Annotated in this window: 13 protein-coding genes; 10 read left to right on the forward strand and 3 right to left on the reverse strand. The window is 52.2% G+C overall.

Annotated features, from left to right (window positions below; all coding sequences use genetic code 11):
• Positions 1-87: 87 nt before the first annotated feature.
• The 9 genes from NSS64_RS29575 (at position 88) to NSS64_RS29615 (ending at position 10,452) form a co-directional block, all read left to right on the forward strand.
• The gene (locus NSS64_RS29575; RefSeq protein ID WP_341142434.1) at positions 88-645 is read left to right on the forward strand and encodes an RNA polymerase sigma factor; all 558 of its coding nucleotides are present in this window, start codon (positions 88-90) and stop codon (positions 643-645) included.
• Entirely contained in the window at positions 642-1,592 is a 951-nt protein-coding gene (locus tag NSS64_RS29580; protein ID WP_341142435.1) for a hypothetical protein, read from the forward strand. Before NSS64_RS29575 ends, NSS64_RS29580 begins: the two co-directional genes overlap by 4 nt.
• A gap of 184 nt (positions 1,593-1,776) precedes the next feature.
• On the forward strand, positions 1,777-2,643 hold the full coding sequence (locus tag NSS64_RS29585; RefSeq protein WP_341142436.1) for a carbohydrate ABC transporter permease: 867 nt from the start codon (positions 1,777-1,779) through the stop codon (positions 2,641-2,643).
• Positions 2,644-2,701: 58 nt separating this feature from the next.
• Positions 2,702-3,532: a carbohydrate ABC transporter permease gene (locus NSS64_RS29590; RefSeq protein WP_341142917.1), complete on the forward strand. Its 831-nt coding sequence runs from the start codon at positions 2,702-2,704 to the stop codon at positions 3,530-3,532.
• Between the two features lie 45 nt (positions 3,533-3,577).
• Positions 3,578-4,738 (forward strand): efflux RND transporter periplasmic adaptor subunit, encoded by a 1,161-nt coding sequence (locus tag NSS64_RS29595; protein ID WP_340994990.1) that lies wholly within the window; start codon positions 3,578-3,580, stop codon positions 4,736-4,738.
• Positions 4,739-4,787: 49 nt separating this feature from the next.
• A complete protein-coding gene (locus NSS64_RS29600; RefSeq protein ID WP_341142437.1) occupies positions 4,788-6,113 on the forward strand; it encodes an ABC transporter substrate-binding protein in 1,326 nt (441 codons plus the stop codon).
• Positions 6,114-6,137: 24 nt separating this feature from the next.
• Entirely contained in the window at positions 6,138-6,836 is a 699-nt protein-coding gene (locus tag NSS64_RS29605) for a response regulator transcription factor (protein ID WP_341142438.1), read from the forward strand.
• Positions 6,829-7,917, forward strand: a complete 1,089-nt coding sequence (locus NSS64_RS29610; protein WP_339252366.1) for a HAMP domain-containing sensor histidine kinase — start codon at positions 6,829-6,831, stop codon at positions 7,915-7,917. The genes NSS64_RS29605 and NSS64_RS29610 overlap by 8 nt, the downstream gene beginning before the upstream one ends.
• 24 nt (positions 7,918-7,941) lie before the next feature.
• Positions 7,942-10,452 (forward strand): hypothetical protein, encoded by a 2,511-nt coding sequence (locus NSS64_RS29615; RefSeq protein ID WP_341142439.1) that lies wholly within the window; start codon positions 7,942-7,944, stop codon positions 10,450-10,452.
• A gap of 95 nt (positions 10,453-10,547) precedes the next feature.
• On the opposite strand, the gene NSS64_RS29620 is transcribed toward NSS64_RS29615, so the two are convergent.
• The 3 genes from NSS64_RS29620 to NSS64_RS29630 form a co-directional block, all read right to left on the reverse strand.
• Positions 10,548-11,306, reverse strand: coding sequence for a PD-(D/E)XK nuclease domain-containing protein (locus NSS64_RS29620; RefSeq protein ID WP_341142440.1), 759 nt, complete (start codon positions 11,304-11,306; stop codon positions 10,548-10,550).
• A 16-nt stretch (positions 11,307-11,322) separates the two neighbouring features.
• Positions 11,323-12,528 carry an ATP-binding protein gene (locus tag NSS64_RS29625; RefSeq protein WP_341142441.1) on the reverse strand — a complete coding sequence of 402 codons (1,206 nt, stop codon included), beginning with the start codon at positions 12,526-12,528 and terminating at the stop codon, positions 11,323-11,325.
• A 259-nt stretch (positions 12,529-12,787) separates the two neighbouring features.
• On the reverse strand, positions 12,788-13,189 hold the full coding sequence (locus NSS64_RS29630) for a RidA family protein (protein ID WP_340946123.1): 402 nt from the start codon (positions 13,187-13,189) through the stop codon (positions 12,788-12,790).
• 518 nt (positions 13,190-13,707) lie between these two features.
• On the opposite strand from NSS64_RS29630, the gene NSS64_RS29635 reads away from it, so the two are divergent.
• Positions 13,708-15,837: a TerD family protein gene (locus tag NSS64_RS29635; protein WP_341142442.1), complete on the forward strand. Its 2,130-nt coding sequence runs from the start codon at positions 13,708-13,710 to the stop codon at positions 15,835-15,837.
• Positions 15,838-15,912 lie beyond the last annotated feature (75 nt).

A 15,912-nucleotide genomic window follows, 5' to 3' on the forward strand; every position in this document is an offset into this window, starting at 1 on the left:
GCGTTAAAAAAGATTAGCGTATAAGTGCAACCGGCACCCGGAATTCTCTACTATATAGATAAGAGGATACCAAAGGAGAAACAGCAGATGGAAGATCAGGGAATCATTCAGCTATACTTGCAGCGCTCACAGCAGGCCATTACGGAGACACGGAACAAATATGGTGCTTACTGCCGGGCGATCGCCAGAAACATTGTTGCTAACCCTTCCGATACCGAAGAGTGTGAGAACGATACATACCTCGCTGCATGGAACGCTATACCGCCTAACCAGCCGAGAAGGCTGCCGGTATTCCTGGGGCGGATCACCCGCAATATCGCACTCGATAAGTATGGGTATAATACGGCCAAGAAGCGGAGCCGCCAGCTTGAGGTGATTCTGGAGGAGCTGGAAGACTGCCTGCCTGCAGCGGAAACGGTAGAAACGGAGATTGCTGCCGGCGAAACCGCCCGGTTGATCAATGAATTCCTGTACGGGCTGGAGGAGGGGACACGAAATTTATTCATCAGACGGTATTGGTATGCGGATTCCATAGAATCCCTCGCTGGCAGGTTCGATATGAGCAGCAGCAAGGTGAAGTCGAGCCTGTTCAGGACCCGGAACAAGCTTAGAATTCATTTAGACCAGGAGGGCGTTCACCTATGAAGCGGGAGGACTTGTATAAGGAGATCGGACTGATTGACGAGGAATTGATTGCGGCGGCCGAACACAGCGGAGTAAGGGGAAGATCCAGAAGAAGAGGGTTCTCCAAAAGATGGATCGCACTGGTCGCCTGTCTGGTCGTCTACAGTTCTACGGCTACCGCGCTGCTTGCCACGGAGTACACGAAGAATAAAGCGGCGGAGCCTTACATCCGTTATCTGACAGCGGAGGATATGGAGCTGGCCCCTCCTGCTCAATATAAGGCGGACAAATTCCTGAAGGCGTTAGCCAGCGGCAACGATGAATATGTATACATTGCGGTGAACCGGCTGGTGGAGAGCTTCAATGACCCGCAGGCCCGGGAGCTGGCGTTGCAGAAGCTTCAGCCTTTGCTGAAGGATGATTCTCCGAAGATCGCGGGTGCGGCTGCTTTTGCCACAGATATCCTGTCGAAAAGCTACCAGAGTCCGTATCTCCACAAAATGGCCGACGGGAGCATCGTATTCGCCTTATTCAACAACTATTCGGATTACGGTACCCAGAATGTACTGTGGCGCATACAAGATGATGTGCTTGAACCGTATTTCAGCTTCGCGGCCCCTTCCATGTACATTAAGGAAATCCTCCCGTCACCGGACCGGAAGCTCCTGGCAGTGGTCACCGGCTCTAACAAAAGTGAATTCGTGCAGATCCTGAATGTGGAGAAGGGGACAATCAGCCCGGAGCTGGTAGAGTCGGCTAGGATCAGGCATGGCGCGCAGTGCAAGCTGGACACGTGGTCCCGCACGGATCATGAGAATTACAGCTATCCGAGTCAACTTGTGTGGAAAGATAATGATACGTTAGTGTTCGAGGGCTCCCTGGCCTACGACGACACAGCGGTTATCGAGAATGTTAGTGTGACGTACCGGTTCAAGGATAAGGTCATGGAGGTACAGCCGGTGAAGTAGTGAGTTTGCGCTACACGAATATAGCTGCGAATGGATGAGACATCCGTTTGCGGCTTTTTTGCTGCCGGCGAGAGGGCGATCGGTCCGAATGTGCTGCTGCGCAGACAATTTAAGAAAGTTTTAATCTTTACCCGACTTGTTCTTAAACAGTTGAGCCTATTCTTGAGTACAGGGAGGGAGCGACTTGAAGAATTGGGCCCGTAAAGATTCATCGATTGCATGGTTATTTCTGGCACCCAGTGTGGTTGGGTTCGCCCTTTTCTATCTGATTCCGTTCGGCATGGGCGTGTTCTACTCCTTCATGGACCGCACGGTGGGGGGCCACTATGTGGGACTGGATAATTACCGGGAGGTCATTGCGGGCGAATCCTTCCGGAAGGCGGCCTCTAATACCTTCTACTTCAGTGTGGTGAGTGTTCCGCTGCTGATTGTGCTGTCGCTGGGACTAGCGCTGCTGCTGCACAGGAAATTGTATTTTCAGAAATGGCTGAGAACTGCGTACGTACTCCCGCTGGTCGTGCCTGTAGCCTCGATTATCTTGGTCTGGCAGATCCTGTTCGACTGGAACGGGGTGCTTAATGCCTGGCTGAGCGGCTTCGGCCGGACGCGGGTGGACTGGATGAAGACGGAGGCTGCGCGGAATGTCATCATGCTGATGTATGTCTGGAAAAACATCGGGTATAACGTGATCCTGTTCCTGGCCGGATTGCAGCAGATTCCGAAGGATTATTATGAGACCGCCCAGATCGAGGGGGCCGGACGTATAAGGCAGTTCCGTAGCATTACGCTGGTCTATTTAACCTCTACGATGTTTTTTGTCGTCATTATGTCGGTCATTAATTCCTTCAAGGTCTTCCGGGAGACATATCTGATTGCCGGAGCTTACCCGCATGACAGTATCTATATGCTGCAGCACTATATGAACAATATGTTCCTGTCGCTTGACCTCCAGAAGATGACGGCTGCATCGACCTTAATGGTCGGCGGCATTCTGATCATCGTGCTGGGATTGTTCGCTATGGAACGCCGCTACCGGCGGTATATGGAATAGAGGTGAAGGAGTCTTGGCAGCTGGTAAAGTCATACAAAAGCTGACGTTAACCGTCTTGATGGGGGCGATTGCCCTCCTGATGCTGTTCCCCATCGGAGTGACCCTCATCAATTCGTTCATGAGCAGCCGCGAAATCGGGATCAATTACGGCCCCATCGGACAGATGAATCAGGTAACCCCAGGCAGGAGCGATCCGTTCGCCAACCTGAAATGGCTGCCGGACCAGGTCTCCCTGGAGCAATACGGCAAGGTGCTGCTGGACAGCCCGATGTACCTGTCGATGTTCTGGAATTCGGTCTTCCTGGTGGTGCCGATCATTGCCGGACAGACGCTGATCGCCGCGCTCGCGGCATATGCGTTCTCCAAGCTGAAATTCCGGGGCCGGGAAGCGCTGTTTCTGGTCTATGTCCTGACGATGCTGATGCCCTTCCAGGTTACGCTGGTGCCCAACTACATCATGGCAGACCGGCTGGGGCTGCTGAATAGCGCGGGTGCCATTATCCTGCCCGGTATTTTTGCCGCATTCGGTGTGTTCATGCTCCGGCAGTTCATGCTGGATATCCCGTATGCCTATATTGAAGCGGCCAAGATGGACGGAGCCGGACATTTGCGGATTTTCTATACGATTATTGTTCCGATGGTTCAGCCGGGTCTGGCCGCTCTGACGATTCTGTTATTCGTCGATTATTGGAATATGGTGGAGCAGCCGCTTATTTTCCTGGACGACCCGCTGAGGCAGCCCTTATCCGTCTACTTATCGAATATCAGCAGTGAGAAGGGCCTGGCGTTCGCCGCTTCCATGATCTATATGGCACCGATGGTGCTGCTCTTCCTGTATGCGGAGACGTATTTCATTGAGGGCATTCAGTTATCCGGGATCAAGGGCTAGGGCTCGCATATGAGGGACTTATGAGGATAGGAGGAGAACGGGGAAATGGAGACTACAGGAGTGCCCGCAGACCGCAGGCGCAAAAAAAATATCAGAACAGCCTTCCTTCTGCTCATGGGCGTGTTACTCTTCTTCACCTTCTTCAGCAATACGCTGCAGTCGTTGACCCTGCCCAAGGTGACCACGGTCAAGCCGCAGACCAAGAGCCTAGAATTCACGCTGGAGGGCAGCGGGAAGCTTACGCCCTTGAGAGAAGCGAAGCTCCTGAATGCCAGCGGCTGGAAGGTCAGGCAGGTTCTTGTGAAGGAGGGGGAACGGGTCACGAAGGGGCAGACGCTGATCCGCTATGACAGCCAGGTCGCCGAAGCGGAGCTGAAGGATGAAGTCGCGGCGCTCGATAAGCAAAAGATCGCGCAGCAGACGCTGCAGGATCAGTTCATTCAGACGTATGCGGAAGGCGATGAGCTTCAGATTCGCAAGGCACGGCGCGAGATTGAAGCGGGCAAGGTCGATCAGGTCACCCAGGCGCGGAAAATTGCCGGATTGAGAGAGCGGTTAACGGCGGAGCAGCAGCTTAAGGCACCCTTCGACGGGATTGTGACCCAGTTGAATGCCCTGCCGGGGATACTGTCATCGGGCGAGCCGGATCTGGTGCTGTCGAGCAGCCGCGAGGGGTTCCAATTCGATTTCACAGCGGACGCTGGGCTATTATCCAGCCTTGGAATTACCCTGGGGGAGAAGCTTGAGGTGGAGGTTCATTCTGCTGAGGGGCCATCGGCCCGGATATTGCCGGGAAAGATTGCAGAGATCAAGAGCGCTCAGGCGCGTGCGGGAAGTCCGGCCGGTGAGGATAACAGCGGGGCGGAGGACATCGCGCAGAAGACGGTCTTCATTGTAATGAATGAGGGTTCGCTCCAGGGGGGTGAGCAGGTTCAGATTAAGCTGAAGAAGCCGTCCCTTCAGGAGGGCGTGGTGGTACCGACTAAGGCCATCCATCAGACGGGCGGGCGCAGCTTCGTCTATACCATCGAGGAGCAGAGGGGGGCATTAGGCAATACGTTTGTCGCCCGCGAGGTTCAGATCCGCTCCAGTATCACGAACGGCCCGGACAGCATGATTCAGACGGATAACCTGTATGGGGACGAGATGATTATTTTGGAGAGCAGTGAGCCCTTGCAGGACGGGAACCGCGTACGTCTGCAATAGCCGTAGGAGTACAGCATACTATACGAACAATTATTGGAGGTAGCGAAAGATGAAGATGATTAACAAAATGGGCTGGCTGGGGATGAGCCTTGCTTTTACAACGATGATGTCAGCATGCAGTTCAGGGAGCAATACAGAGGCTCCAAGCACTGGGGGGAAGACGGTTGTTACGTTATCGGTCCAGCAGGATAGTGAGTTCTACCGTGCGGTTGAGCAGAAGTTTGAACAAGCTTACCCGGATATCGACTTGCAGATTCAGGCGTATAAGGGGATCAGCGAGAAGATGGAGGGGCCGGATTATGAGAAGTATCAGAAAACCGCCGGTACGGCATTGCTCTCAGGCAAAGGAGCCGATATTTATGAAACGGGCAGTCTGCCCGCCAGTGATTACGTGAGCAAGAAGCTATTCCTTGATATGAATGATTACCTCAAGCAGTCGAAGACGCTGAAGCAGGAGGACCTGCAAATGAATGTGCTGGATGCGCTGAAGGTGAACGGGGGCACCTATATCATTCCATCCGGGTTCAGCCTGAGAGCTTTCTTTGGAGACGGGGATGTACTTAAGCAAGCGGAAATCATTGATAAGAGCTGGACTTGGCAGGATTGGAAAAAATTATCCAAATCGCTGATCGCGTCGGAGCAACAAGCGGGGGCCGCACACCGCTACGCGCTTCCGAATAATCCGCCGGATATGCTGCTTCAGGAGATGGTGGTCGACGGCTATAACCAGTTCGTAGACGTAGCTGCACGCAAGGCCAAGTTTGATTCCCCTGCCTTCATATTTATGATGCGGGAGATTAACGAGATGTATCAGGAGAAATTGATGACCACCGAGCCGGTGGAGACCGAGAATCAATTGTTCTATTCTGCCGTTATACAGGGCCCGGCGGATTTCATCAACATTCCGTATACCAATTTTGCCAATCCGAAGCTGCTGTATAAGCCGCATAGCGGAACTTCCGGGGCCATGAGAATTATTCCGAGCTATACGTTTGCTATACAGGCCAAATCGCCGGTTGCCGAACAAGCCTGGACGTTCATGGAGTTCCTGCTCTCTGATGAAGTTCAGTCCCTGCAGAGCAGAGAAGGCTTCTCCCTGCTCCGATCGCTTAATGAGAAGCAGTTCAGTGAGCTTCAGCAGCAGGTGAAGAGCGGGACGTATAAGCTCCCGGACGGCAAGCTTGCAAGTGTTCCTGAGGGACAATTCAAGGTGTTCCAAGACATGATGGATACAGCGGATAACTTCGCTATGATGGATGTGAAGATTCTGAGCATCATCGGCGAGGAAGCAGGCGCGTTCTTCAGCGGACAGAAGACGGCAGAGGATGTGGCCAAGCTGATTCAGAACAAGGCGACTACGTACCTTAACGAATAGATTCAGGCCTAGGAGGGTCCCTGTATGAAGCGAGTTACTATTCTGATCGCAGAGGACGAGAAAGAGATTGCCGGCCTGATTGCCCTGCACCTGGAGAAGGAAGGGTATCACTGCATTCAGGTATCCGACGGCCAAGCGGCCGTTCAGGCTATTCAGTCCCAATCCATTGATCTGGCCATCCTGGATATTATGATGCCGAAGCTGGACGGATACGAGGTCACCCGCCAGGTGCGGGTGAAGCATAATCTGCCGATTATTTTCCTCAGTGCCAAGACTTCTGACTTCGATAAGATTACCGGTCTTGTCATGGGCGCGGACGATTATATGATCAAGCCCTTCAATCCGATGGAGCTGCTGGCCCGGGTCAATTCCCAGTTACGGCGCTCCCTGCAGTTCAGCCAGCCTCCGGGTGCCCATCTGACTTCGGTTCTGGAGCTGGGCGGGCTGATCATCTCCCCTGACCAGCACACCGTTACGCTGTATGGAGAAGAGATTGACCTTACGCCGAAGGAATTCGACATCCTCTATCTGCTGGCGAGCCACTCGAAGCAGGTGTTCAGTGCAGAGAGCATATTTCAGCAGGTATGGGGCGAGGCGTACTATGAGAGCGGGAATACAGTGATGGTACATATCCGCACCCTGCGCAGGAAGCTGGGAGAGGATCAGAATAAGGACCGGTTCATCAAGACCATCTGGGGTGTCGGGTACACGTTCAATGCCTAAGAGACGCCGGGGCTTCAGAACCAGACTGGTTCAGTTACTGGGCGTAAGCATGCTGCTCTCCGCCGGGATTACCTACGGGATCTTCAAGCTGCTTCAGCTCTATTACGCAGGGGTGAAGTGGGAGGACCCGGAGGCGGAAATCCGCCGGTTCATCTACAGGATCGGAGACTTCAATGTGTCTCTGATGCTGTTCATTCCGATCATGCTGATCTTATTCTTCATGTTCACCAAGCCGTACATCCGCTACCTTAACGAGATTTCCAAGGGGATTCATCATCTGGCGGGCGGAGATTTCCAGAATCAGGTGCGGATTGCCTCAAGGGATGAGTTCAGCGCAATCGCAGAGGATCTGAATGTGGCCGGGGCCAAGCTGCAGGAGGCGGTACAAAGAGGTGATTTCGCCGAGAGCAGCAAGGACCAGCTAGTCGTCAATCTGGCGCATGATCTGCGTACACCGCTGACGTCTGTTCTCGGATATTTGGATCTGATTCTGAGGGATGAGCAATTACCAGTGGAGACGATCCGGCATTACGCGACGATTGCCTTCACCAAGTCCCAGCGGCTGGAGAAGCTGATTGACGGGCTGTTCGAGATCACCAGGATGAACCATGGCACACTGCCTGTGGTGAAGACATATCTGGATATTACCGAATTGCTGCGGCAATTGAACGAGGAGATGTACCCGGTATTCGAGCGCAATGGCCTGACCTCCCGGCTGAATGTGACTCCTGGCCTAATGATCTACGGGGACGGGGATCTGCTGGTACGCGTATTAGGCAATCTGCTGACCAACGCCGCCCGTTACGGGCAGGAAGGCGGTTATGTGGATATTAACAGCCGCCCTGATTCAGGTTCAGTAGCGGTTGAGGTCATCAATTACGGAAATCCCATTCCGCCGGAGGAGCAGCCGCATATCTTCGAGATGTATTACTCGGGGGACCGGGCACGGACACATCAGGAGGGCGGGACCGGCCTGGGACTGTTCATTGCACGGAATATTGTAGAGCAGCATGACGGGAGCCTGTCTGTAGAGAGCAATGAGCTGCGGACGAGGTTCGAGGTCCGGCTGCCGCAAGCTTAAGCGAAGTTAAGGGAGGAGAGAATTATGAATCATTCCACTAGAAAATATGCTGTCGCCATGCTAAGCCTGGCGGTTCTCAACCAGTCCATCGCCTTCGGAGCCTATGCGGCGGCCGGGCCTTCAGCGGGAAAGGCGGCTACAGCCGCCGTGTCCACGCTGGAGGGACTGGGGGCGGTCTCATTGAAGAGCGGGGTGAGCGTGAAGCTGCTGGACGCTGCCCTTCAGCCCCAGGAGAGCGGGAATATGATTACGTACACCCTGAATTACGTCAACGGGAGTAACAGCAACGTGAGCCTGATTGATTATTTCTCCAAGGTTACTACCTCAAGCGGCGCAGTTATTCAAGGCAAGCCGGTAACAGGCAGTGCTGCGATCAAGTCTATTCCGGCTAATAGCAGCCAGTCGGTCACGTATTATGTCAATGCGGGGAAGGCTGCCAAAATAACCGGAGTCCGCATCGCCCTGTACGGCTGGGACTTCAGCCAGGCGAATTACCAGAAGAAGCTGGGGATGTTCACGATTCCGGGTTCCTATTCGGAAGCCACCGCCAGAGGGCAGAGCAAGAAGCTGGTCCTGGCGGGTATGCCGGTGATCAGTAAGGCCGAGAGCCTGCAGATCGTTAAGGCTAACGGAAAAGTGTATGCCAGGGTAGGCATCAGCTTCGCCAATTCGGGCACCAAGGTGCTTAAGGACACGGGCCTGAAGGGATATCTGATATCCTCGGGAGGCTCCAGATTTGAACTGAATGCCGCTCCTGCCGATTACCAGATTCAGCCCAAGGAGCAACGGACCGTGCAGTATCTGGCGGACATCCCCTCCTATACGAAGACGGATAATATGTCCCTGCAATTCGTCCAGGAAGACAGCGAGCTGCAGCTGAACCTGCCGGTGGCTGAGTATAAGCTGCCTGCTGCACAGTCGCCCAACTTCATCCTACCCGCTAATGCCGTCGCGAAGCTTAAGGTTGCTAACAATACAATTGAGACACAGCTGGCGAGCACGGCGGTGTATTCGGAGGATCATCTGGCGAAATGGAGCCTGAAATTCCGGGTGCGCAACACAGGCAACCAAGCGGTGACGATTCCGGCCTACCCCTTCAGCCTGACGACTGCTGAAGGGTACAGTTATCCGGTCAGCAATAAGGCACTGGCCGGTCTCAGTCTGAAGCCGCTGGAAGAGCGGGTGGTCGAGCTCAGCGCAGAGCTGCCCCTGAAGCTTAATCAGGGAGTGCTCCAGCTACAGATGAACGAGCCGGCAGAAGAGGGCCGGATCGCCTTCCCGGCGGCTTACTATCAGATTCCCTACTCCTTGCAGCCGAATCATCTGCTGGCGACTGAGTACCCCGTACAGAACAGTCTGGGTACCTTCGTGGTGAAGCTGGAATCGGTGGAACGCCTGCCGTGGTCGGACCGCGATCAGGTCGTGACCAAGATCAGCCTCCGCAACTCAGGGTCCACGAATGTGCAGCTCCCGGCGCTAACAGCGCTTCTGAAGGCGGGGGATCTCGATATCAGCGGCAGTGCGCAGATGGTGATCGAAGGCTCCAAGAGCCAATTGGCCCCGCAGGAGACAGCGGTTCTGTATATTACGGGGAACCTTCCCTATTCTTATCAGCTGACGAAGCTGAAGGTGATCCTCCAGTATCCTTCGGAAGAGACCCAGGCGAATTTCCTTACGCTGTTCACCAGCCAGGTGGAGAATACCTTAAGAACCGTAGCGGCCGGTGAACCCTTCCGCCTGGAGCTGGCCGGGAAGAAGGCAGAGATTCTGGAGCGGCAGAGCCGGATCTATCCGGGCGCCGATTCCAAGCTGATCTATACTGAGCTGGTAATGACGAACGAGGAATTACGCAAGACCCAGCCGGCGCAGCTGGTGGGCTACTACCGGACCCCGGATCGGCAGTATTTCGAGGCGGTCATCTCGCAGTCCGCCGCGGCTCTGAACCCCAAAGAGAAGAGTCTGGTAACCGTATGGAGCAAGCTTCCTCCGGAGATCAACGCGTCGGATCTAACCCTCTTCCTCGGGGAAGGCACCGCCGAAGGCAAGCTGACCGCACCCGGCGCAGTGCCGGCCGCTTATATCGAGACCGTGGGCCTGGGGCTGAGTCCGGCCAATCCTGCTCCGCAGCCGTCCCTTCAGAAGCTGGACCTGTTCCCGTACTCCCTGTCCGTGAACCAGGTGACCGCTACTATGCCTGAAGACCGGGAGTCCATAGAGGTACAGATGAACTACCGGTTAACCCGCAGTGAGCAGTATGTTGCTGAGGCGAATGAGCATAAGCTCGTAGCCGAGCTGATCGATCCGTTCGGTCAGCCGTCGGAGCAGCTTCTGCCACTGGGAGACGGACCGGCTGGTGCGGGAGCCACGGGCAGCTTGTCCTTCCCGCTGAACAACAAAGCATACAAGGCCCTTAACGGCGGCACGGTGCGGTTGAACATCTATGACGAGTTCCAGGGCAAACGGATTCTGCTGGGCAGCCAGAATTATGCTGTGGTGTATGAGCGGCCTGCGCCGAAGAAGACGGAGGGGGAGTGAGAGCTATAGGATGACAACAGGAGAAGTATAGCGTGCTGCCTGAGAGCAGGGATAGGAAACAGGCCGCTTCCGAGAAGGAAGGCGGCCTGTTTTTCTTATATTATTTTAACTGGTTGGATTATTATTGCTTTTATCTGCTTAGAATCGTGAGTCCTGTTATAGTTCTTACAGAATGCCTCAACATTTGTAATGATTTTTGCTTTATCATAGATGAAAAAATAGATGTGCTTTTTGGGATAATGAAATGCATCTGATCCGATTTCCTCGGTGAGCTTCCGCTCTGACATATTGGGACGCGAGCATTTAACTTCAATTACAGTTTCGTAGGAATCTATAAATATATCGAAGCGATAGCCCTTGTATCCTCCGTCAGTGGGTACCTCGACCCTTGCTTCAGGAAAAATGGGACGGAGCAGTGAATATAGCAACCGCTGCACATCATATTCGTTACCTAGTGAAATGTCGGCAAGGCTCTCTAGCTTCAGTGTTCCTTTTCCATGGACAGGCTTCTGATACATTTCGTAAATATGCTTATCGAAATTATGAAGAACTCTGCTGATGATAAGATGAAAATGTGCTTCATCTATTTCATTAAGTGGTTTGGCATCATCGAAAAGCCCATCGTTAATATCTGTAATTAAATTCTCCAGGTATAATTGTGCCTGGAGTATATCTGCTCTGGTGAGCAAGACAAATTTCTGTGCTATAGACTGATCGGGGAAGAGACGCTCTAAAATGCGGCTGGTAGTACCTACCCATCTGCTGAAGTCACCCGATTGTCCCTGTGGGAAAGATTGAATTTGCACTTGAAGCGCACGTATAACTTGTAGTCTATCCTCATTAATCGTAGTCAAAACAATCCCCCTTTGATTATTTGAGATTACCCCAGCGCAAAAAGAACAGGAATAACGGTTCTAAAATGTAAACTTCATCGTCCTTATATTCAAAAACCTGATACATCGGTTCGCTGCTCTGCATAATAGCCTGCATCTGATCAATAGCAGCTTTTATTTTCACCCGATCCGGTTTGTCGGTATAATCACTTAGCAACACATCGATTCTTCGTTTGATGCTGTCGATAGAAAGGCTCACAATGGGCGGATCATCAGCAATCGCTTTTAGAAGTAACTCATAGATATCGGTTTCTTCACCTTTGACAGTCAAATAGGTTTTTCTTTTCTGTCCCCGGGGGTTAGGACCTGTTTTCAACTTCCTGGCAACCTCTTGGTAAGCAAGAAGATTCAATGAGGTCATTCTGTAGGCCTGGTTGAGGGTCTCCTGATCAGGCATTGCCGGATGATCTGTATTGTCGATATCGAGTATCATACTTAGGTTATAACAGATCGATTGCATGAGTTGAGGGGAAGATAAACTCTCTTGTGCAATACTATCGGCGATTCTAAGATCAATCTGCATATTTAGTTTGTTGAAACCTGCAACAGCAATTTCACGCAGTTCATTTGCATTCCAGGGCTCGATATTAATCAGATTCAGTCTCCCGCTTAAATCGGCATTCTTTCGAATAGCATCATCCGAACGGTGTGGTAAGGATATGATGATGGTTCGAAGCCCTTTGCGGATTGCATCTTTGAGCTGATAGGCAATCTCAAACTGTTTGCTGGGTGAAGCGTAATGGAAGTCATCTAGTAATAGAACTAAGTTGTTTGCTATAAAATATTGAATGACTTTATCTTTGCCGGAACGGAAAGACTCTGTGATGGAGGTGGTGATTCCTTCTGTTGTTCCGGCGAGACCCTGACCTTCAAGCGTGCGTATTTCTGTATGGTCCCGTTCTAGGGAAATACCAATTTTATTTGCAACCGTCTCCCAAAAATCTACGGTATCCTTAAAGTCGCTTCCTATAAAATCGACGTATCCGTCCAAGCCGATTACCTTGTCACACAGTACGGTTTTTCCTGTTTTTGATGGACCTATGATTGAAGTTAAAAATCCGACCATATCGATTACGTTATGAAGACGGAATTCATAGGTCAGCCCAAATTCCGATTTGCGGGAAATATAGGTGTGAATCGGAAGGGCACCGGCAATAAAAACATCTCTAACTCTGAGCTTCAATCTATCACCCCTCGGCAGTATAAATAGTTGTAAATATCTTAGTTTCGTATTCTCTTCTAGTATATCCCTAAATGTCATGATTTAACAGCGATGTCTAACCTTTTAAGATGAACAACACTAAAATCCTCTTAAATTATCTGATGCACATCAATAATACACCTTTTTCCCTAAATTACCCGCAGCGAGCAAAAAAACACCCAAAACAAGCCTCTAGAATACTTCTAGGGCTTGTTTTGGGTGTATTAATTTACTCTACGCTCTAACCAGCGGCCCACACATCCAATTCAATCTTCAACTCAGGCAGACCTAATCCCTGGATATAAGCAACCGTCATGGAGGGCGGCGTGGGGCCGAACACCTTATTCCAGATGGAATAGAAATGATCCCAATCGATTTCCTCCGTGGCCCAGATGTTGATTTTGATGACATGATCGGGAGTTAGTCCTTGAGAGGACAGAATGTCAACAATATTGCTCATCGTATGGGTTACTTGCTGGTTGAAATCGGCAGGGATATTATTGTTCTGATCGATTCCGATTTGACCGGAAAAGACATACATTTCAGCGTCTCTGCTGATCTTAGTGACATGGCTGTAGCTTCCAACCGGTTTTGCTATATTTTCCGGATTATATCTTTGAATGACATTGTTATTTAGGCTCATTGCTTATAAGTCTCCTTTTAAATGGGTTGTTTTTTCATAGTATTACTTCATATTGGACAGACCTATCCCGTCCACATGAATTCTAGAAAAAAACAGCAGTCGAATACCCGATTCCAGCAGACAAATATTGAATAGATCTCTTTTTCATCAGGTATCCCTCCTAGACATTTAAAATTTAACTTACGTAAGAATGATAACATATCCTCAACAAAAACCAAAATACAGGGTGCGATAAGGTGCGGGGCGGCAAAATAAGTTAAAATTTCCCTCTGTCGTAATACTTCCGCCCTGTTGGCCTGCAGAAGCGTATGCGATGATGGATTCATCAAACGGCGGCAAGTGCGCCGGGAGATCTTCAGGCTATTGCGGTTCTTCCTTCTACTCAATTGGATGAATTAGAGCCGCAGCTCTCCTGAAGGATGCTTATCCAGAGAGGAGGCGTCCAGGCTATTGTATTCCTTCCTTCTACCCATGGACTGAAACCGAGTAGGGATACGGCTCTCCTGGACACTTTTACTATGAAAATAAACCGAATTTACCTGCGTAGAGCAGGCAAAATGATGCTGAAACACACACCTGACGCTGCTGACACGAAACAGCTCCCGAAGGGGTACTTGGCCGCAGCTCTCCGCAATCTGCAGGGGCTCGGGTATACCCTGTCGCCTGCCTTGTTCCGGGCGGTCCAGAGGCTGCCCCGCGAGGCCTTCGAGCAGCTGTACTATCCGCTGATTGCAGATATAAGACGGATGGTTGGCGCGCATGTGCATTATGCACCGATGTATCCGGGGTTCCCGGAGCAGGTCATGCAGGAGGACGAAGCGGAGCTGTATTTCAATGCGATGTTCCATTACTACACTTGGGAAGTGCCGGGTGCTGAGCCTGTGCAGAGAGAACCGCTTCAGGAGAAAGTTACGCTGAAGGTCATTGACCTGGGCAGCATCACGGAGTTCCGGACCCTAATCCGCCAGCTGATGGAGGCCAGAGGCTCGATCTCGGCAGAGGATCAGAAGGATATCGATGCTGTGATTGCGAATACAGCCAACGAAGAGCTGGATGAACTCCTGCCGCAGGAGATCCCGTTCAAGGAGAATGCCGGTTATGTGGCGGCGTCGCTGCTTAAGCATGGTAAGGCGGATGTGGCGAGAATAAGCCCTTACTTCAAGACGGCAACCGATGTGCTGCGGCTGGCGGTGGCCTGGTCGGGGGGCGATGTTAGTCTGGCCTTGCCCACCCGTTTCCGCAAGTTCAAGCGTAGTGAACGCCGGCTGCTGCTGGGGCTCTTGGAGCGGTGTAAGCCGATCACGGAGGATATGCTTAGGTACAGGGAGCGCTGGATTCGTCTCGGCGAGATCCTGCATCCATCTGAATACAAGCTGCGGTATAAGCGCTGTGTGGAAGCTTTTGATATCCTGCGCAACAAAAAAGCCTTCACGACCTTTAACGGAAGTGTGGAGCTGGCCCTTCAGTATCACCAGATGTGGACGGCGCTGGATCTGCTGGCGAAGCGTCCGGGTGAATTCGCACGAAGATTGGCGAAGCTGCTGCGGATGACCCGGGAGCCTGAGTATGTCGTGATGGCCTTCGGCGAAGTGGCCGATCAGGTATCGACCCCGGTGCTGCTACAGGTGAAGAACTACTTCGAACGCCAGCGGGAGCTGCCGGAGCTGCCGGAGCTGCCGGAGCTGAGGGTGTTTTTCCCCAAGGGAAATGTCGCCAAAGCCTGGGCCACCCCTAACACCCTGCCAGAGATCAGTGAAGAAGCCTGCCGGGATATTGTGGATCTCTGCGAGCAGACGCTGGTTGCGCGCTTCTCTGCACAGCCTTCCCTGGGGAAGGTATATGTTGACGAGCGCCTGAAGAATTATCTTGTGCCGTTCTCCCAGAGATCGGCCAGTAAAGCGCTGCATACTCTGGTACGGGGAAGCCGGATTCCGATGGCCGAAGGGAACACGATCCGCTTCTTCTGCTGGTGGAAGGAAGGGAAGGTGGACGGTACATCCACAGGCCGCGTAGATATTGACCTGTCCGCCGTGATGTATGATCAGGACTGGAAGTACGTAGAGCATATCTCTTATACCAATCTGCGCTCGGCACAATATCATGCAGCCCATAGCGGGGATATTGTAACGGCGCCCTACGGGGCCAGTGAGTTCATTGATCTGCATATTCCTTCTATTGTTGAGTATGGCGGAAGGTATGTGGTGGCTACCCTCCATTCTTTCACTGGACAGCCGTACTGCAATCTGCCGGAGTGCTTCACGGGCTGGATGATGCGGAAGAAGCCAGGGTCTGGTGAAATCTATGAGCCAGCCACAGTGTCGAACAAGATTGATGTCACGGCGGATACCCAAATCGCCATTCCTGTGATACTCGATCTGGTGGAGCGGACCGTGATCTGGACAGACCTGTCCCTGACCAGAGATCCGTTCCATGTGAATAACGTGGAGGGGAACCAGAAGGGGATGGTAATCATCGGCAAGGCGATGACCTCGCTCCGAAAGCCCGATCTGTATGAACTGTTCACGCTTCACGCCAAAGCCCGCGGCGAACTGGCCGCGTCACCGCAGCAGGCCGATACCGTATTCTCGGTGGATCAGGGAGTGACTCCATACCACATTGAGCAGATTATGGCCGAATATGTGGTGTGAGCAGAGCGGGCAACCGGTTTATTCAAAAAAGAAAGGGGTGTCTCAGCCATGATATGGCGTGGGACACCCCTTTCT

The organism is Paenibacillus sp. FSL H8-0122, from assembly GCF_038005345.1.
Taxonomy (GTDB): Bacteria; Bacillota; Bacilli; order Paenibacillales; family Paenibacillaceae; genus Paenibacillus_AQ.